This is a genomic window from Pseudomonas sp. LjRoot71 (assembly GCF_964253255.1).
Classification (GTDB): domain Bacteria; phylum Pseudomonadota; class Gammaproteobacteria; order Pseudomonadales; family Pseudomonadaceae; genus Aquipseudomonas.
The window spans coordinates 997,837-1,015,409 of the sequence record NZ_CAXURA020000001.1 but is presented as its reverse complement, the minus strand read 5'-3'; the positions used below and the strand labels follow the sequence as shown (position 1 = coordinate 1,015,409).

The window sequence follows — 17,573 nt, the reverse complement described above, 5'->3', positions numbered from 1 at the left end:
TGCGACTGCTATGAAAAAGGCGACCCTCGGGTCGCCTTTTTGCATTGTGGCGGATTGATCAGGCTTGGGCGCTGCTGACCATTTGTCGCGCGTGGGCCAGGGACTCTTCGGTGAGATCAACGCCGCCGAGCATGCGTGCGATTTCCTCGACGCGTTCGGCGGGAGTTAGCTTGCTGACCGCGGTACGGGTGGCATCGCTGTCACGTACCTTGTGCACGAATAGGTGCTGATGGCCTTGTGCGGCAACCTGCGGCAAGTGGGTAACCGTCAGCACCTGACCGCGTTCACCGAGGCGGCGCAGCAGTTGCCCGACCACTTCAGCGGTGGGGCCGCCGATACCCACATCGACTTCGTCGAAAACCAGTGTGGGCACCCGCGAGGTTTGTGCGGTGATCACCTGAATCGCCAGGCTGATGCGTGACAGTTCACCGCCTGAGGCTACTTTGGCCAGGGCTTTCAGCGGTTGGCCGGGGTTGGCGCTGACCAGAAATTCCAGCTGCTCAAGACCATTAGGCTGCGGCTCACTGCTGGTGTTGGTCGTCAGCTTGATGGTGAAGCGTCCGCCGGGCATGCCGAGGGTCTGCATTTCTTGTTCGACTGCGCTGGCCAGCTGGCTGGCAGCGCTATGGCGCAACGCGCTCAGTTCGGCGGCTTTTTCCTGGTAGTGTCGTTCAAAAGCGGCCAATTCTTCGCTCAGGCGTTCGGCGGCCTGGTCATCGGCATTCAGGCTCTCCAGTTCTTCGAACAGCTGCTGCTGCATCGCGCTCAGTTCGCTGGGTTGAATGCGGTGTTTGCGCGCCAGGGTGTAGATCGCGTCCAGGCGTTCTTCCATCTGTTGCAGGCGTTCCGGGTCAGCCTCGAAGTGGTCGAGGAAACGATTGAGCTCACCAACCGCTTCTTCGATCTGGATTTGTGCGCTGGCCAGCAGGTTGCTGGCTTCGCTCAGGGCGCCTGGCTGGCCCTTGAATGCGCCGAGGCGATTCAGGCTGCTGGTCAGGGCGGACAGCACGTTGCCCGCATCATTCTCGCTGCATTGTTCGATCACCAGGCGGCAGGCGCTGAGTAGGCTTTCGGCGTTGGTCAGGTTCTTGTGTTCTTGTTCTAGCTGCTCAAGTTCGTCTTCGCCCAGGGCCAAGTTGTCGAGTTCTTCCAACTGATAGCTGAGTAGTTGGTGACGGGCACGCTGTTCGTCGCCGATATTGGAAACGCGCTCCAGTTCGTTGCGCGTCTGCTTCCAGCGCTGCGCGGCGAGTTGCACCTGGCGCGCCAGCTCCTGGCTGCCAGCGTACTCGTCGAGCAGACGGCGGTGGGTGTCGGCCTTGAGCAGCGACTGGTGTTCATGCTGGCTGTGGATGTCGATCAGCAGTTCGCCCAGGGCTTTGAGGTCACCTTGTGGGCAGGGGGCGCCATTGATATAGCCGCGCGAGCGGCCTTCGGCGGTGATCACTCGGCGCAGGATGCAGGGGCCGTCATTGTCCAGATCGCGTTCGGCCAGCCAGGCCCGGGCTTCGGGGATATCGGCCAGGTCAAAGCTGGCGAGGATGTCGGCCTTGTCCGCGCCGGGTCGTACCACGCCACTGTCAGCGCGATCACCCAGGGTCAGGCCGAGGGCGTCGAGCATGATCGATTTGCCTGCACCGGTCTCGCCGCTGATCACGCTCATGCCGGTGTCCAGCTCTAGATCAAGGTGTTCAACGATGGCGTAGTTGTGTACGGACAGGTGCACCAGCATGGTGAGGGCCTCCCAAGTTCATGTCTGGTTATTTATACAGTGTTTTTTTGTGGGCTGACAATCCATCCGCGGTCCTTGAAACCACATTTTTTGGCCCCATATAGCGGTCAGACACGTGAGTTGAGGCTCGCGTCGAATTTCAAGAGGAGAGACGCATGGCTGACGAACAGACCCTGGATACGCAGAACCCCGACGTACAAAAAGCTGCCGACGCGGCTGCGGGCGATGACCTGGTTGCCCGCGTGCAAGCGCTGGAAGAGCAACTGGCCACTGCGCAGGATCAGTCGCTGCGCATGGCTGCCGATCTGCAGAACGTGCGCCGCCGCGCCGAGCAGGATGTCGAGAAGGCGCACAAGTTCGCCCTGGAAAAATTTGCCAACGACCTGCTGCCGGTGGTGGACAGCCTGGAACGTGGTCTTGAGCTGTCGAATCCGGACGATGAGGCGATCAAGGCGGTGCGTGAAGGCATGGAACTGACGCTCAAGCTGTTCCACGACACCCTCAAGCGTTTCCAGCTGGAGGCGATTGATCCGCACGGTGCGCCGTTCAACCCTGAGCATCACCAGGCCATGGCGTTGCAGGAAAGCACCCATGTTGAGCCCAACAGCGTGCTCAAGGTGTTCCAGAAGGGCTATCTGCTTAACGGTCGCCTGCTGCGCCCCGCCATGGTGGTGGTCAGCAAGGCGCCGGCCGAAGCGCCGCCATCGATTGATGAGCAGGCTTGAAATTCGTCAAGCAGCCCCCATTAAACAGTCAAGCGTTTTAGTGCTACCGCCGCTGATCAGTTACAGCGACGGAATTATCAAAGTTTCGGGAGAGTGAATATGGGCAAAATTATTGGTATCGACCTGGGGACCACCAACTCCTGCGTCTCTATTCTGGAAAACGGCACCGTCAAGGTTATCGAGAACGCCGAAGGCGCACGCACCACGCCGTCGATCATCGCTTACGCCAATGATGGCGAAATCCTGGTCGGTCAGTCGGCCAAGCGCCAGGCAGTGACCAACCCGCACAACACCCTGTACGCGGTAAAGCGTCTGATCGGTCGTCGTTTTGAAGAGGATGTCGTGCAGAAAGACATCCAGATGGTGCCGTACAAGATCGCCAAGGCGGACAACGGTGACGCCTGGGTTGAGGTTAACGGCCAGAAAATGGCACCGCCGCAAATCAGCGCCGAAGTGCTGAAGAAGATGAAGAAGACCGCCGAAGACTACCTCGGTGAGGCGGTTACTGAGGCTGTGATCACTGTTCCGGCTTACTTCAACGACAGCCAGCGCCAGGCCACCAAGGATGCCGGTCGTATTGCCGGTCTGGACGTCAAGCGCATCATCAACGAACCGACCGCCGCCGCGCTGGCCTACGGTATGGACAAGGCCAAGGGCGACCACACCGTGATCGTCTATGACCTGGGTGGCGGTACCTTCGACGTGTCGGTGATCGAAATCGCTGAAGTCGATGGCGAGCACCAATTCGAGGTGTTGGCCACCAACGGTGACACTTTCCTTGGCGGTGAAGACTTTGACATTCGTCTGATCGACTACCTCGTTGACGAGTTCAAGAAAGAAAGCGGCATGAACCTCAAGGGTGACCCGCTGGCCATGCAGCGCCTGAAAGAAGCTGCTGAGAAGGCCAAGATCGAGCTGTCTTCCAGTCAGTCGACCGACGTCAACCTACCGTACATCACTGCAGACGCGAGCGGGCCGAAGCACCTCAATGTGAAGATTTCCCGCGCCAAGCTGGAAGCCCTGGTTGAGGACCTGGTGCAGCGCACCATCGAGCCTTGCCGCATCGCACTGAAAGATGCCGGCATCGACGTGGGTTCGATCAACGACGTGATTCTGGTCGGTGGTCAGACCCGTATGCCGCTGGTGCAGAAAACCGTGGCTGACTTCTTCGGCAAAGAAGCCCGCAAGGACGTCAACCCCGACGAAGCCGTAGCCATGGGTGCAGCCATTCAGGGCGCGGTACTGGCTGGTGACGTCAAGGACGTACTGCTGCTGGACGTCAGCCCGCTGACTCTGGGTATCGAAACCATGGGCGGCGTGATGACTGCGCTGATCGAAAAGAACACCACCATCCCGACCAAAAAGTCGCAGGTGTTCTCCACTGCTGACGACAACCAGGGCGCGGTGACCATTCACGTGCTGCAAGGTGAGCGTAAGCAGGCCAGCGGTAACAAGTCGCTGGGCAAATTCGACCTGGCCGAGATTCCGCCAGCGCCGCGCGGTGTGCCGCAGATCGAAGTGACCTTCGACATCGACGCCAACGGTATCCTGCACGTCAGCGCGAAAGACAAGGCCACTGGTAAGTCGCAGTCCATCGTGATCAAGGCCAACTCCGGTCTGTCCGAGGAAGAGATCCAGCAAATGGTGCGTGACGCCGAGGCCAATGCTGAGGAAGACCGCAAGTTCGAGGAACTGGCCGGTGCGCGTAACCAGGGCGATCAACTGGTGCATGCCACCCGCAAGATGATCACCGAAGCGGGCGACAAGGCTACGGCTGACGAGAAAGCGGCTATCGAAACCGCACTGAGCGCACTGGAAGTGGCGATCAAGGGCGACGACAAGGCCGAGATCGAAGCCAAGATGACGGCGCTGTCCGAAGTGACTGCACCGCTGGCGCAAAAAATGTATGCCGAGCAGCCACAGCCGGGTGCCCAGTCGGCCGGTGGTGAACAAGCCAAGGACGCAGCGGACGACGTGGTCGACGCTGAGTTCGAAGAGGTCAAAGACAACAAGTAAGCGCAAGCTTATGCCGCTCTGGCCGGGCGTGGCGCACGTCACACTCGGCATGATCCGCCGCGCGGGAGCTTGCTCCCGCGTTGGCGTGTCTGGAGTAGACGATTTGAAGGTGTTGAAGACTTATGGCTAAACGTGACTATTACGAGGTGCTCGGTGTCGAGCGCGGTGCCAGCGAAGCGGAGCTGAAAAAGGCTTACCGCCGCCTGGCCATGAAGTACCACCCGGACCGCAATCCCGACGATAAAGCCTCGGAAGAGAAGTTCAAGGAAGCCAACGAGGCTTACGAAGTGCTCTCCGATGCTGCCAAACGCTCGGCCTATGACCAGTACGGCCATGCCGGTGTCGATCCGCAGATGGGCGGCGGTGGCGGTGGCGCGGGTTTCGGTGGGGCGAACTTCTCCGATATTTTTGGCGATGTGTTCAGCGACTTCTTTGGTGGTGGCGGCGGTCGTGGTGGTCAGCGCGGCGGTGCGCAGCGTGGCAGTGACCTGCGTTACACCTTGGAGCTGGACCTGGAAGAAGCAGTGCGTGGCACTACGGTGACCATTCGCGTACCGACCCTGGTCAACTGCAAACCGTGCGATGGGTCGGGGGCGAAGAAGGGTACTACGCCAGTGACCTGTACCACCTGTGGTGGCATTGGCCAGGTGCGCATGCAGCAGGGCTTCTTCTCGGTGCAGCAGACCTGTCCGCGTTGCCACGGCAGCGGCAAGATGATCACTGACCCGTGCGGTTCCTGCCACGGTCATGGCCGAGTGGAAGAGCACAAGACCCTGTCGGTTAAGGTGCCAGCGGGCGTCGATACCGGTGATCGCATTCGTCTGTCCGGCGAAGGTGAGGCGGGTGCCATGGGTGGCCCGTCAGGCGACCTGTACGTGGTGGTGAATGTGCGCGAGCACGCGATTTTCCAGCGTGACGGCAAGCACTTGTATTGCGAAGTGCCGATCAGCTTTGCCGATGCGGCGCTGGGCGGCGAGCTGGAAGTGCCGACCCTCGACGGCCGGGTCAAGCTGAAAATCCCGGAAGGCACGCAGACCGGCAAGATGTTCCGCCTGCGCGGCAAGGGCGTGGCGCCGGTGCGTGGTGGTGGTGCCGGCGATTTGATGTGCAAGGTGGCAGTGGAGACCCCGGTCAACCTGGATCGTCGTCAGCGCGAACTGCTTGATGAGTTCCGCAAGACCCTGGAAGGCGACAGCTCGCACTCGCCGAAAGCCAATGGCTGGTTCGAGGGCGTTAAGCGCTTCTTTGGCGACCTGTAAATCCCGCTGACAGGCTGCGCGCTCGCTAAACGGCGGCTGCAGTCTGTGGCGACAGCTTGGAGCGGATGGTTATGCAACGTATTGCTGTGATGGGCGCCGCCGGGCGCATGGGCAAAACCCTGATTGAGGCTGTGCAGCTGGTCGATGGCGCACGCCTGAGTGCGGCGATTGACCGTGCCGATAGCAGTCTGGTTGGTGCAGATGTCGGTGAGCTGGTGGCGCAGGGCAAGATTGGCGTCAATCTGGCGGGTGATTTGAACGCGGTGCTCGATCAGTTCGATGTGCTGATCGATTTCACTCACCCATCGGTCACCCTGAAGAACCTGGAAATCTGCCGTCAGGCCGGTAAATCCATGGTGATCGGCACCACCGGTTTTTCCCCGGAAGAAAAGCAGTTGTTGGCTGAGGTCGGTAAGCAAATTCCGATCGTGTTTGCTGCCAACTTCAGTGTTGGCGTCAACCTGTGCCTGAAGTTGCTCGATACCGCAGCACGGGTGCTGGGTGATGACGTGGATATCGAAATCATCGAAGCCCACCATCGGCACAAGGTCGATGCACCGTCCGGCACTGCCCTGCGTATGGGTGAGGTAGTGGCTAATGCCCTGGGCCGCGATCTGCAGAAAGTCGCGGTCTATGGTCGGGAAGGTCAGACCGGTGCGCGTGAGCGTGAAACCATCGGCTTCGCCACGGTGCGTGCCGGTGATGTGGTGGGCGACCACACCGTGCTGTTCGCCGCCGATGGTGAGCGCGTGGAAATCACCCACAAGGCGTCGAGCCGTATGACCTTCGCTAAAGGCGCTGTGCGTGCGGCGCTGTGGCTGCAGAGTCGCCAGCCGGGGCTGTACGACATGCAGGATGTTCTCGGTCTGAACTGAGGCATGCTGTCGCAGGGACGCAGTTAACTGCGTCTTGCCTGCAACTGGCGGTGGACCGAAAAAGGACTTTCCTGTAAGCTTTCTGCTTTAGTGTGTCCACTAAAGTTGCGCAGAATGAATCAGATAAAGAAGCGGGATGACGGTCGATACGTCATCCCGCTTTTTTACAATCTGCGTTTGCTTCACGTTTTGATTTTCGGAGGTTTTCTTGAGTAAGCCAGCCCTTAAACCTGCCATTTTGGCTCTTGCTGATGGCAGTATTTTTCGCGGCGAGGCCATCGGTGCCGATGGCCAGACTATTGGAGAGGTGGTTTTTAACACCGCCATGACCGGCTATCAGGAAATCCTTACCGATCCTTCCTATGCCCAGCAGATCGTTACCCTGACCTACCCGCATATCGGCAACACCGGCACCACGCCGGAAGATGCCGAGTCCAATCGCGTGTGGGCCGCCGGCCTGATCATCCGTGACCTGCCACTGATCTCCAGCAACTGGCGCAACAAACAGCCGCTGGATGAGTACCTGAAAGAAAACGGCACCGTGGCCATCGCCGGGATTGATACCCGCCGTCTGACCCGCATCCTGCGTGAAAAGGGCTCGCAGAACGGCTGCATCCTGGTGGGCGATGACGCCACCGAGGAAAAAGCCCTGGAACTGGCGCGCAGCTTCCCTGGCCTGAAGGGCATGGATCTGGCCAAGGTGGTCAGCTGCACCGAGCGCTACGAGTGGCGCTCCAGCGTATGGAACCTGAAAGACGACAGCCATCCAGAAATCCCGGCCAGCGAGCTCAAGTACCACGTAGTCGCCTATGACTACGGCGTCAAGGTCAACATCCTGCGCATGCTGGTCGAACGCGGTTGTCGCCTGACTGTGGTGCCGGCGCAGACTCCGGCTGCCGAAGTACTGGCGTTGAACCCGGACGGCGTGTTCCTTTCCAACGGCCCTGGCGACCCCGAGCCTTGCGATTACGCCATCCAGGCAATCAAGGACGTGCTGCAGACCGAGATTCCGGTATTCGGTATCTGCCTCGGTCATCAACTGCTGGCCCTGGCCTCCGGCGCCAAAACCGTGAAAATGGGCACTGGTCACCACGGTGCCAACCACCCGGTACAGGACCTGAAGACCGGTGTGGTGATGATCACCAGCCAGAACCACGGTTTCGCCGTGGACGAGCCGAGCCTGCCGGCCAACCTGCGTGCCACCCACAAGTCGCTGTTCGACGGCACCCTGCAGGGTATCGAGCGCACCGACAAGGACGCCTTCAGCTTCCAGGGTCACCCCGAGGCGAGCCCGGGCCCGCACGACGTGGCTCCGCTGTTCGACCGCTTCATCGAAGCCATGGCCAAGCGCCGCTAAGCCACGCCGACTGACCCAAGGATTCGAGTAAGAACCATGCCAAAACGTACAGACATTAAAAGTATCCTGATCCTCGGCGCTGGCCCGATCGTTATCGGCCAGGCCTGCGAGTTCGACTATTCCGGTGCCCAGGCGTGTAAAGCGCTGAAAGAAGAGGGTTACCGCGTCATCCTGGTCAACTCCAACCCCGCCACCATCATGACCGACCCGGCCATGGCGGACGCCACTTACATCGAGCCGATCAAGTGGTCCACTGTGGCCAAGATCATCGAGAAGGAGCGCCCGGACGCGCTGCTGCCGACCATGGGCGGCCAGACTGCGCTGAACTGCGCCCTGGACCTGGAAAAGCACGGCATCCTGGAGAAATTCGGCGTCGAGATGATCGGTGCCAACGCCGACACCATCGACAAGGCCGAAGACCGCTCGCGTTTCGACAAGGCGATGAAAGACATCGGTCTGGCCTGCCCGGTTTCCGGCATCGCCCACAACATGGAAGAAGCTTACGGCGTACTGGAAAAAGTGGGCTTCCCCTGCATTATCCGTCCGTCCTTCACCATGGGCGGCACCGGCGGCGGCATCGCCTACAACCGTGAAGAGTTCGAAGAAATCTGCGCCCGCGGCCTGGATCTGTCGCCGACCAGCGAGCTGCTGATCGACGAATCGCTGATCGGCTGGAAGGAATACGAGATGGAGGTGGTCCGCGATAAGAAGGACAACTGCATCATCGTCTGCGCCATCGAGAACTTTGACCCGATGGGCGTGCACACCGGTGACTCGATCACCGTGGCGCCGGCTCAGACCCTGACCGACAAGGAATACCAGATCCTGCGTAACGCCTCCCTGGCGGTGCTGCGCGAGATCGGCGTGGAAACCGGCGGCTCCAACGTGCAGTTCGGTATTTGCCCGAACACTGGCCGCATGGTCGTTATCGAGATGAACCCGCGCGTGTCGCGTTCCTCGGCGCTGGCTTCTAAGGCTACCGGCTTCCCGATCGCCAAGATCGCCGCCAAGCTGGCTGTCGGTTACACCCTCGACGAGCTGAGCAACGACATCACCGGCGGTCGCACTCCGGCTTCGTTCGAGCCGGCCATCGACTACGTCGTGACCAAGATCCCGCGTTTCGCCTTCGAGAAATTCCCGAAAGCCGACGCCCGCCTGACCACCCAGATGAAGTCTGTGGGTGAAGTCATGGCCATCGGCCGTACCTTCCAGGAGTCCCTGCAGAAAGCCCTACGCGGTCTGGAAGTTGGTGTGGCCGGCTTCGATCCGAAGCTCGATCTGAACGATCCGGAAGCGGAAAGCACCCTGCGCCGCGAACTGACCGTGCCTAGTGCCGACCGTATCTGGTATGTGGCGGATGCCTTCCGCGCCGGTAAAACCGTCGAGGAGGTCTTCCAGCTGACCAATATCGACGAATGGTTCCTGGTACAGATCGAAGACCTGATCAAGGACGAGGAGCGGGTCAAGACCCTCGGCCTGTCCAGCATCGACCGCGATGCCATGTACAAGCTCAAGCGCAAAGGCTTCTCCGATGCCCGTCTGGCCAAGCTGCTGGGTGTGACCGAGAAGAACCTGCGCAGCCACCGTCACAAGTTGAAAGTGCTACCGGTGTACAAGCGCGTCGATACCTGCGCTGCCGAGTTCGCTACCGACACCGCCTATATGTATTCGACCTACGAGGAAGAGTGCGAGGCCAATCCGTCGACCCGCGACAAGATCATGATCCTCGGCGGTGGCCCCAACCGTATCGGTCAAGGCATCGAGTTTGACTACTGCTGCGTACACGCCGCGCTGGCCATGCGTGAAGACGGCTATGAGACCATCATGGTCAACTGCAACCCGGAAACCGTCTCCACCGACTACGACACCTCTGATCGCCTGTACTTCGAGCCAGTGACCCTGGAAGACGTGCTGGAAATCGTCCGCGTCGAGCAGCCGAAAGGTGTGATCGTCCAGTACGGTGGCCAGACTCCATTGAAAATCTGCCGCGCCCTGGAAGAAGCCGGTGTGCCGATCATTGGTACTTCGCCAGACGCCATTGACCGCGCCGAAGACCGCGAGCGCTTCCAGCAGATGGTCCAGCGTCTCGGTCTGCGTCAGCCGGCCAACGCCACTGCGCGCAGCGAAGACGAAGCACTGGCACACTCCAAGACCATCGGTTATCCGCTGGTGGTGCGCCCATCCTATGTTCTGGGCGGCCGTGCCATGGAGATCGTCTATCAAGAAGACGAACTCAAGCGTTACATGCGCGAAGCGGTGAAAGTGTCCAACGACAGCCCGGTGCTGCTCGACCACTTCCTCAACTGCGCCATTGAAGTGGACGTGGATGCGGTGTGTGACGGCGAAAGCGTGGTGATCGGTGCGATCATGCAGCACATCGAACAGGCCGGCGTGCACTCCGGTGACTCGGCGTGCTCGCTGCCGCCGTACTCGCTGCCGATGCACATCCAGGACGAGATCCGTGACCAGGTCAAGAAAATGGCCCTGGAGCTCGGTGTGGTCGGTCTGATGAACGTGCAGATGGCCGTGCAAGGTGAGGACATCTTCGTCATCGAAGTGAACCCGCGCGCCTCGCGTACCGTGCCGTTCGTCTCCAAGTGCGTCGGCGTCTCGCTGGCCAAGGTGGCTGCCCGCGTCATGGCTGGCAAGTCGCTGGCCGATGCCGGCTACACTCAGGAAATCATTCCGCCGTACTTCAGTGTCAAGGAAGCAGTGTTCCCGTTTGCCAAGTTCCCAGGCGTTGACCCGATCCTCGGCCCAGAGATGAAGTCCACCGGTGAAGTGATGGGTGTTGGCGATACCTTCGGTGAAGCCTTCGCCAAGGCTCAGCTGGGTGCCAGCGAGATTCTGCCGAACTCTGGCTGCGCTTTTATCAGTGTGCGTGACGACGACAAGCCGCTGGTGGCGGACGTGGCCCGTGACCTGATCGGTCTGGGCTTCGAAGTGGTCGCCACCGCCGGCACTGCCAAGCTGATCGAAGCGGCTGGCTTGCCTGTGCGTCGCGTCAACAAGGTGACCGAGGGCCGTCCGCATGTGGTCGACATGATCAAGAATGACGAAGTCACCCTGATCATCAACACCACCGAAGGTCGTCAGTCCATCGCTGACTCCTACTCCATCCGTCGTAACGCTCTGCAGCACAAGATCTACTGCACCACCACCATCGCGGCGGGGCAGGCGATCTGCGAGGCGCTGAAATTCGGTCCCGAGAAGACCGTGCGCCGGCTGCAGGATCTGCATGCAGGAATCAAGGCATGACCAAATACCCCATGACCGTCCAGGGCGCGCGCGCCCTGGAAGAAGAGCTGGCGCACCTGACCAAGGTGGTGCGTCCCAAGCTCAGTCAGGACATCGGCACCGCGCGCGAGCTGGGTGACCTAAAGGAAAACGCCGAATACCACGCCGCGCGCGAGCAGCAGGGCATGGTCGAGGCGCGTATCCGTGATATCGAAGGTCGTCTGCAGAATGCGGTGATCATCGACGTCACCACCATTGAGCACACCGGCAAAGTGATTTTCGGCACTACCGTGGAAATCGCCAACTGCGAGACCGATGAAAGCGTGGTTTACCAGATCGTCGGTGAAGACGAAGCGGACATCAAACAGCGCAAGATTTCTGTCGGTTCACCCATTGCCCGTGCCCTGATCGGCAAGAGCGAAGGTGATGTGGTTGTCGTGCAGACCCCCAGCGGCGCGCTTGAGTATGAGATTGTCGAGGTTCGCCATCTCTAAGCCCGGCGCGCGCGATGCCGGCGCAATCAGCTGGCTGCTGCTCCAGGTACTCTGGGTCGGCGGCCTGTGGTTGCTGCACTTTTTGCTGCTACCCGCGATCAGCAAGATGGGCCTGGCGTCTTTGTTGGTCGAGGAAATCGGTAACACCCTGCGCCCTTTGCTGGTGGGTCTGAGTGCCATTTGCGTGGCGGTGCAGGTGCTGGTTCTGCTGCGTGCCGAACGGTTGAGTAGCTTGTGGCGGGATATGCGCGGCCAACTGCTGCTGGTTGTGGCTGCGATGGCAGGTAGCTATTTTGCGGTGCGCCAACTGTTGCCAGAGGCTGAACTGTGGTTGATGTTCAGCTATCTGGTGATGGCGTTCTGCGGTTTGCTGCTGGTGCTACAGCCGGTGCCAGATCGGTTGCGACGCAGGCTCTAGCCGGAAAGGGGCATGACAAGACGCTGCGCGCCTTGCCATGCAGGTGCATCAGCCTTGGTGGCGGTGCACGTTGGACAGGTTCTTGTTCACCTTGGGGTTCTTGCGGTAGATCAGTGCCATCTTGCCGATCACCTGAACGGTCTCGGCATTGCCGGCTTTGCACAGCTCGCTGATGGCGGCCAGGCGATCTTCGCGCTCGATGATGCGTAATTGCACTTTAATCAGTTCATGATCGCTCAGTGCGCGCTCCAGTTCAGCCAGCACACCTTCGGTCAAACCGTTGTCCGCCACGATCAATACAGGCTTCAGGTGGTGGCCGATAGATTTGAATTGTTTCTTCTGCTCTTGAGTGAGCGGCATAATCTGATTCCTGCATTTAATCTGGTAAAAACGGCGACTAGTTTACCCGAGCGCCTTCGGGGCCGCCCAGATATTCATGCGTTGCACAGTTCGAGGTATTGCGTGGCCCGTTCCAAGACCAGTCAAGGTTGGCTGAAAGAGCATTTCAACGACCCCTACGTGAAAATGGCGCAGAAGGACGGCTATCGTTCGCGCGCCAGCTACAAGCTGCTGGAAATCCAGGAAAAGGACCGCATCCTAAGACCTGGCATCACTGTAGTCGATCTGGGCGCAGCGCCTGGCGGTTGGTCGCAGGTCACCAGTCGGGTGATCGGTGACAAAGGGCGGTTGATCGCGTCAGATATTCTGGAGATGGACAGCATCCCGGATGTCACCTTCATTCAGGGCGACTTTACTGATGATGCGGTGTTCGCGCAGATCCTCGATGCCATCGGGGATAATCAGGTAGACCTTGTGATTTCCGATATGGCCCCCAATATGAGTGGTGTACGGGAGTCGGATCAGCCGCGCGCCATGTACCTGTGTGAGCTGGCTCTGGATCTGTCGGCGCGAGTCTTGCGGCCGGGTGGTGATTTTCTGATCAAGATCTTCCAGGGCGAAGGCTTCGATCAGTACCACAAACAGGTGCGCCAGATGTTCGACAAGGTGCAGATGCGCAAGCCGCTCTCTTCGCGCGATCGTTCGCGCGAGCAATACCTGCTGGCGCGTGGTTTCCGCGGCGCCTGATGGCTGCTGCTAAGGCGGCGAATTGTTCCGGGGCTTTGCGGTCCTAGAACAAATAAAGGGTTACAGACGGCGTCTGCCAGGGGTGGGCGTTGTGTAGTAAGTTAGATCGGTACATAACTGGTCGTCATGCGAAGTGCGCTTCGGCACGGGGCCTGCTTCAGAGGGTAGTTAATTGAACGACATGGCAAAGAATCTGGTCCTGTGGCTGATCATCGCCGCCGTCTTGGTGACGGTGATGAACAATTTCTCCAGCCCGAGTGAGTCGAACAAACTCAACTACTCGGAATTTATTCAGCAGGTCCAGGGCGGCAGCGTCAAGCGCGTGACCGTGGATGGTTTCACCATCAGCGGTACGCGTATCGATGGCTCGTCGTTCGAGACTGTGCGTCCAGCGATTCAGGACAACGGCCTGATCAAGGATCTGATGGACAACAACGTCGAGATCGTTGGCAAACAGCCTGAGCAGCAGAGCATCTGGACTCAACTGCTGGTGGCCAGCTTCCCGATTCTGGTGATCATCGCGGTGTTCATGTTCTTCATGCGCCAGATGCAGGGCGGCGCTGGCGGTAAGGGCGGGCCGATGAGCTTCGGCAAGTCCAAGGCGCGTTTGCTGTCTGAGGATCAGGTCAAGACTACCTTTGCTGACGTCGCCGGTTGCGACGAGGCCAAGGAAGAAGTCAGCGAGCTGGTCGAATTCCTGCGTGATCCGGGCAAGTTCCAACGTCTGGGTGGCCGCATTCCGCGTGGCGTGCTGATGGTCGGCTCGCCGGGTACCGGTAAAACCTTGCTGGCCAAGGCGGTTGCCGGCGAAGCCAAGGTGCCGTTCTTCACTATTTCCGGTTCTGACTTCGTTGAAATGTTTGTCGGTGTCGGTGCATCCCGCGTGCGCGACATGTTCGAGCAGGCGAAGAAACACGCTCCTTGCATCATCTTTATCGACGAAATCGACGCCGTCGGTCGTCATCGTGGTGCCGGCATGGGCGGCGGTCACGACGAGCGCGAGCAGACCCTCAACCAGTTGCTGGTAGAGATGGACGGTTTCGAGATGAATGACGGCATCATCGTCATCGCCGCCACCAACCGTCCTGACGTACTCGACCCGGCGTTGCTGCGCCCAGGTCGCTTTGATCGTCAGGTGGTCGTTGGCTTGCCGGATATCCGTGGTCGTGAGCAGATTCTCAAGGTCCATATGCGCAAGGTGCCTATGGGCGAAGACGTTGCGCCGGCAGTAATTGCCCGTGGTACACCTGGTTTCTCCGGTGCTGACCTGGCCAACCTGGTCAACGAGGCTTCGTTGTTCGCTGCTCGTGCCGGCAAACGCCTGGTCGAGATGAAAGAGTTCGAGCTGGCCAAAGACAAGATCATGATGGGTGCCGAGCGCAAGACCATGGTCATGTCCGATAAGGAGAAGCTCAATACCGCATTCCACGAGGCGGGTCACGCCATCGTCGGTCGCCTGGTGCCTGAGCATGACCCGGTCTACAAGGTTTCCATCATCCCGCGCGGTCGTGCGCTGGGTGTGACCATGTTCCTGCCGGAGGAAGATCGCTACAGCCTGAGCAAACGTGCGCTAACTAGCCAGATCTGCTCGCTGTTCGGTGGTCGTATCGCTGAAGAAATGACCCTGGGCTTCGATGGCGTCACTACCGGTGCCTCCAACGACATCATGCGCGCCACCCAATTGGCCAAGAACATGGTCACCAAGTGGGGCTTGTCGGAAAAGCTCGGCCCGCTGATGTATGCCGAAGAAGAGGGTGAAGTTTTCCTCGGTCGCAGCATGGGCAGCCAGGCCAGCAACGTTTCCGGTGAGACTGCCAAGCTGATCGATGAGGAAGTTCGTCGCATCATTGATGAGTGCTACGCCACTGCGAAAAAATTGCTGGTGGAAAATCGCGACAAGCTTGATGCCATGGCTGAAGCGCTGATGAAGTACGAGACCATCGATGCTGAGCAGATCGACGACATCATGAATGGCCTGGCGCCACGTGAGCCCAAAGGCTGGCAGGGTGGTGATGACAATAACGGCACGCCGACTGCCCCTATTGAAATCGCCGAGTCTGCGGAAAAGCCCATTGGTGGCCCTGCCGCTGAGCATTAAGGTTCTCCATGTCCGTTGTGCCTACCTTTGACCGGCTGCCCTGTGGCAGCCGGTTTCTTGATTTAAGCCGTCCGCAAGTGATGGGCATCCTCAACGTAACCCCAGACTCCTTCTCCGATGGTGGGCGCTACGGTCAGCGCGACGCAGCCTTGCGTCATTCTGAAGCGATGTTGCGGGCTGGTGCGACGCTGATTGATGTCGGTGGCGAGTCTACCCGCCCGGGCGCGCGCGCAGTTTCTCCGGTTGAGGAATTGGAGCGGGTTGCGCCGATTGTTGAGGCCATTGCTGCCGAACTGGATGTGATTATCTCGGTGGATACCTCGACGCCGGCTGTCATGCGGGAAACTGCGCGGCTGGGAGCTGGCTTGATCAATGATGTGCGCTCATTGCAGCGCGATGGTGCTCTCGATGCAGCACTCGACAGCGGTTTGCCCGTGTGCTTGATGCATATGCGTGGCGAACCGACCACTATGCAGGACAGCCCACAATATGCCGATGTGCTGGTTGAGGTGTGTGATTTTCTTGCTGAACGGATGAGTGCCTGCGCGGCGGTCGGGATCCCGGTTGAGCGGATCCTGCTTGATCCGGGTTTTGGCTTTGCGAAAACCCTGGAGCACAATCTGTCGCTGTTCAAACATATGGATGTCCTGCATGCGCTCGGTCGGCCTCTGTTGGTCGGCGTTTCGCGTAAGAGCATGATTGGCAAGGTGCTGGGTCAGGAGGTTGGTGAGCGCTTGTATGGCAGCTTGGCGTTGGCTGCTCTGGCTCTCAGCAAAGGTGCGCACATCCTGCGCGTGCATGATGTGGCGGAAACGGTTGATGTTGTGCGCATGATCGCCGCAGTTGAAGCGGCAGAATAAGTTAGAGGGATTGGCGGGATGGCGAGAAAATATTTTGGTACCGACGGCATCCGTGGGCGAGTGGGCGATTTCCCTATCACACCGGATTTCATGCTCAAACTCGGCTGGGCGGCCGGCATGGCGTTCCGCAAACAGGGCAAGTGCCGCATCCTGATTGGCAAGGACACGCGCATTTCCGGCTATATGTTCGAGTCTGCTCTGGAGGCCGGTCTGTCTGCTGCGGGTGCCGATGTGATGCTATTGGGGCCGATGCCAACCCCGGCCATTGCTTACCTGACCCGGACCTTTCATGCCGAGGCCGGTATCGTTATCAGTGCTTCGCACAATCCACACCATGACAATGGCATCAAGTTCTTCTCGGGGCAGGGCACCAAGCTGCCGGACGAGATCGAGTTGATGATCGAAGAATTGCTTGATACGCCGATGAGTGTGGTGGAGTCCGAGCAGTTGGGTAAGGTGTCGCGGATCAATGATGCCGCTGGGCGCTATATAGAATTCTGCAAAAGTAGCGTGCCAAGCAGCACCAGCTTTGCAGGGCTGAAGGTTGTGGTGGATTGTGCGCATGGTGCCGCCTACAAGGTTGCGCCAAGTGTTTTCCGTGAGTTGGGTGCGCAGGTCACTGTGCTCTCAGCACAGCCAAACGGCCTGAACATTAATGACAACTGTGGCTCTACGCACATCGAGGCACTGCAGGCTGAGGTGCTGGCACAGCAGGCGGATCTGGGTATCGCCTTCGATGGCGATGCGGATCGCGTGTTGATGGTTGATCACTCCGGTGCACTGGTGGATGGCGATGAGCTGCTGTTCATCATTGCTCGCGATCTGCTGGAGCGCGGCAAGCTGCAAGGCGGTGTGGTTGGCACGCTGATGAGTAATCTGGGGCTCGAGCTGGCCTTGGCTGATCTGGGTATTCCGTTTGCTCGGGCCAAGGTCGGTGACCGCTATGTGATCGCTGAGCTGTTGGCGCGTAATTGGCAATTGGGTGGTGAGAACTCGGGGCACTTGTTGTGCTTGCAGCACACTACTACCGGCGATGCGATCATTGCGGCGTTGCAGGTGCTGATGGCGCTCAAGCGTCGTGGGCAGACGCTGGGAGAGGCGCGGCTGGGGATGCAGAAATGCCCGCAGGTGTTGGTTAACGTGCGTTTTGCTGGGGGCGTCGATCCGCTGGAGCATCCTGCTGTGCAGGAGGCCAGTGCTCGGGTGACCGAGCAGATGGCGGGGCGTGGTCGTGTTTTGTTGCGCAAGTCGGGTACCGAGCCCTTGGTGCGTGTCATGGTTGAAGGTGACGATGAAAGCCTGGTTCGCGGCTATGCCGATGAATTGGCTAAAGTTGTTGCGGATGTATGTGCTTGATTCGGCTTGCCAGTCGGTAAGCTGTTGGGTAACATCTGCGCCCTCTTTGACCGACGAGGT

At 59.4% G+C, this 17,573-nt stretch carries 13 protein-coding genes and 1 pseudogene; 12 read left to right on the top strand and 2 right to left on the bottom strand.

Annotated elements, in window-relative coordinates; all coding sequences use genetic code 11:
- Positions 1 to 58: 58 nt before the first annotated feature.
- On the bottom strand, positions 59 to 1,732 hold the full coding sequence (gene recN / locus ACSQ17_RS04815) for a DNA repair protein RecN (RefSeq protein ID WP_436067802.1): 1,674 nt from the start codon (positions 1,730 to 1,732) through the stop codon (positions 59 to 61).
- A 152-nt stretch (positions 1,733 to 1,884) separates the two neighbouring features.
- Between recN and grpE the strand changes: the two are divergent.
- From grpE to ACSQ17_RS04775, 8 genes and pseudogenes are all read left to right on the top strand, one after another.
- Positions 1,885 to 2,457: pseudogene (gene grpE / locus ACSQ17_RS04810) on the top strand (nucleotide exchange factor GrpE); the annotation flags it as partial.
- 99 nt (positions 2,458 to 2,556) lie between these two features.
- Entirely contained in the window at positions 2,557 to 4,473 is a 1,917-nt protein-coding gene (gene dnaK / locus ACSQ17_RS04805) for a molecular chaperone DnaK (RefSeq protein WP_436067801.1), read from the top strand.
- A 122-nt stretch (positions 4,474 to 4,595) separates the two neighbouring features.
- Entirely contained in the window at positions 4,596 to 5,732 is a 1,137-nt protein-coding gene (dnaJ, locus tag ACSQ17_RS04800) for a molecular chaperone DnaJ (RefSeq protein ID WP_436067800.1), read from the top strand.
- A 71-nt stretch (positions 5,733 to 5,803) separates the two neighbouring features.
- Positions 5,804 to 6,607 carry a 4-hydroxy-tetrahydrodipicolinate reductase gene (dapB, locus tag ACSQ17_RS04795; protein WP_436067799.1) on the top strand — a complete coding sequence of 268 codons (804 nt, stop codon included), beginning with the start codon at positions 5,804 to 5,806 and terminating at the stop codon, positions 6,605 to 6,607.
- A 208-nt stretch (positions 6,608 to 6,815) separates the two neighbouring features.
- Positions 6,816 to 7,964, top strand: a complete 1,149-nt coding sequence (gene carA / locus ACSQ17_RS04790; protein WP_436067798.1) for a glutamine-hydrolyzing carbamoyl-phosphate synthase small subunit — start codon at positions 6,816 to 6,818, stop codon at positions 7,962 to 7,964.
- Positions 7,965 to 8,000: 36 nt separating this feature from the next.
- Positions 8,001 to 11,222 carry a carbamoyl-phosphate synthase large subunit gene (gene carB / locus ACSQ17_RS04785; RefSeq protein ID WP_436067797.1) on the top strand — a complete coding sequence of 1,074 codons (3,222 nt, stop codon included), beginning with the start codon at positions 8,001 to 8,003 and terminating at the stop codon, positions 11,220 to 11,222.
- Positions 11,219 to 11,695 carry a transcription elongation factor GreA gene (gene greA, locus ACSQ17_RS04780; protein ID WP_233686438.1) on the top strand — a complete coding sequence of 159 codons (477 nt, stop codon included), beginning with the start codon at positions 11,219 to 11,221 and terminating at the stop codon, positions 11,693 to 11,695. The genes carB and greA overlap by 4 nt, the downstream gene beginning before the upstream one ends.
- On the top strand, positions 11,667 to 12,113 hold the full coding sequence (locus tag ACSQ17_RS04775; RefSeq protein WP_436067796.1) for a DUF4149 domain-containing protein: 447 nt from the start codon (positions 11,667 to 11,669) through the stop codon (positions 12,111 to 12,113). Before greA ends, ACSQ17_RS04775 begins: the two co-directional genes overlap by 29 nt.
- 48 nt (positions 12,114 to 12,161) lie before the next feature.
- Here ACSQ17_RS04775 and yhbY read toward each other — a convergent pair whose 3' ends face one another.
- Positions 12,162 to 12,473 (bottom strand): ribosome assembly RNA-binding protein YhbY, encoded by a 312-nt coding sequence (gene yhbY, locus ACSQ17_RS04770; protein WP_108489543.1) that lies wholly within the window; start codon positions 12,471 to 12,473, stop codon positions 12,162 to 12,164.
- A gap of 102 nt (positions 12,474 to 12,575) precedes the next feature.
- Here yhbY and rlmE point away from each other — a divergent pair, with 102 nt between their 5' ends.
- The 4 genes from rlmE to glmM all read left to right on the top strand — a co-directional run bounded on the left by rlmE (position 12,576) and on the right by glmM (position 17,513).
- Entirely contained in the window at positions 12,576 to 13,199 is a 624-nt protein-coding gene (rlmE, locus tag ACSQ17_RS04765) for a 23S rRNA (uridine(2552)-2'-O)-methyltransferase RlmE (RefSeq protein WP_436067795.1), read from the top strand.
- Positions 13,200 to 13,380: 181 nt separating this feature from the next.
- Positions 13,381 to 15,297, top strand: a complete 1,917-nt coding sequence (ftsH, locus tag ACSQ17_RS04760) for an ATP-dependent zinc metalloprotease FtsH (RefSeq protein WP_436067794.1) — start codon at positions 13,381 to 13,383, stop codon at positions 15,295 to 15,297.
- An 8-nt stretch (positions 15,298 to 15,305) separates the two neighbouring features.
- Positions 15,306 to 16,157: a dihydropteroate synthase gene (gene folP, locus ACSQ17_RS04755; protein ID WP_436067793.1), complete on the top strand. Its 852-nt coding sequence runs from the start codon at positions 15,306 to 15,308 to the stop codon at positions 16,155 to 16,157.
- 18 nt (positions 16,158 to 16,175) lie between these two features.
- Complete coding sequence (glmM, locus tag ACSQ17_RS04750) at positions 16,176 to 17,513, top strand: phosphoglucosamine mutase (protein WP_436067792.1); 1,338 nt, start codon at positions 16,176 to 16,178, stop codon at positions 17,511 to 17,513.
- Positions 17,514 to 17,573: the final 60 nt, after the last annotated feature.

Bases quoted from the DNA above. Each gene is read 5' to 3' on its own strand.
- recN (WP_436067802.1), bottom strand. From the start codon at position 1,732: ATGCTGGTGCACCTGTCCGTACACAACTACGCCATCGTTGAACACCTT.
- dnaK (WP_436067801.1), top strand. From the start codon at position 2,557: ATGGGCAAAATTATTGGTATCGACCTGGGGACCACCAACTCCTGCGTC.
- dnaJ (WP_436067800.1), top strand. From the start codon at position 4,596: ATGGCTAAACGTGACTATTACGAGGTGCTCGGTGTCGAGCGCGGTGCC.
- dapB (WP_436067799.1), top strand. From the start codon at position 5,804: ATGCAACGTATTGCTGTGATGGGCGCCGCCGGGCGCATGGGCAAAACC.
- carB (WP_436067797.1), top strand. From the start codon at position 8,001: ATGCCAAAACGTACAGACATTAAAAGTATCCTGATCCTCGGCGCTGGC.
- greA (WP_233686438.1), top strand. From the start codon at position 11,219: ATGACCAAATACCCCATGACCGTCCAGGGCGCGCGCGCCCTGGAAGAA.
- ACSQ17_RS04775 (WP_436067796.1), top strand. From the start codon at position 11,667: ATGAGATTGTCGAGGTTCGCCATCTCTAAGCCCGGCGCGCGCGATGCC.
- yhbY (WP_108489543.1), bottom strand. From the start codon at position 12,473: ATGCCGCTCACTCAAGAGCAGAAGAAACAATTCAAATCTATCGGCCAC.
- ftsH (WP_436067794.1), top strand. From the start codon at position 13,381: ATGGCAAAGAATCTGGTCCTGTGGCTGATCATCGCCGCCGTCTTGGTG.
- folP (WP_436067793.1), top strand. From the start codon at position 15,306: ATGTCCGTTGTGCCTACCTTTGACCGGCTGCCCTGTGGCAGCCGGTTT.
- glmM (WP_436067792.1), top strand. From the start codon at position 16,176: ATGGCGAGAAAATATTTTGGTACCGACGGCATCCGTGGGCGAGTGGGC.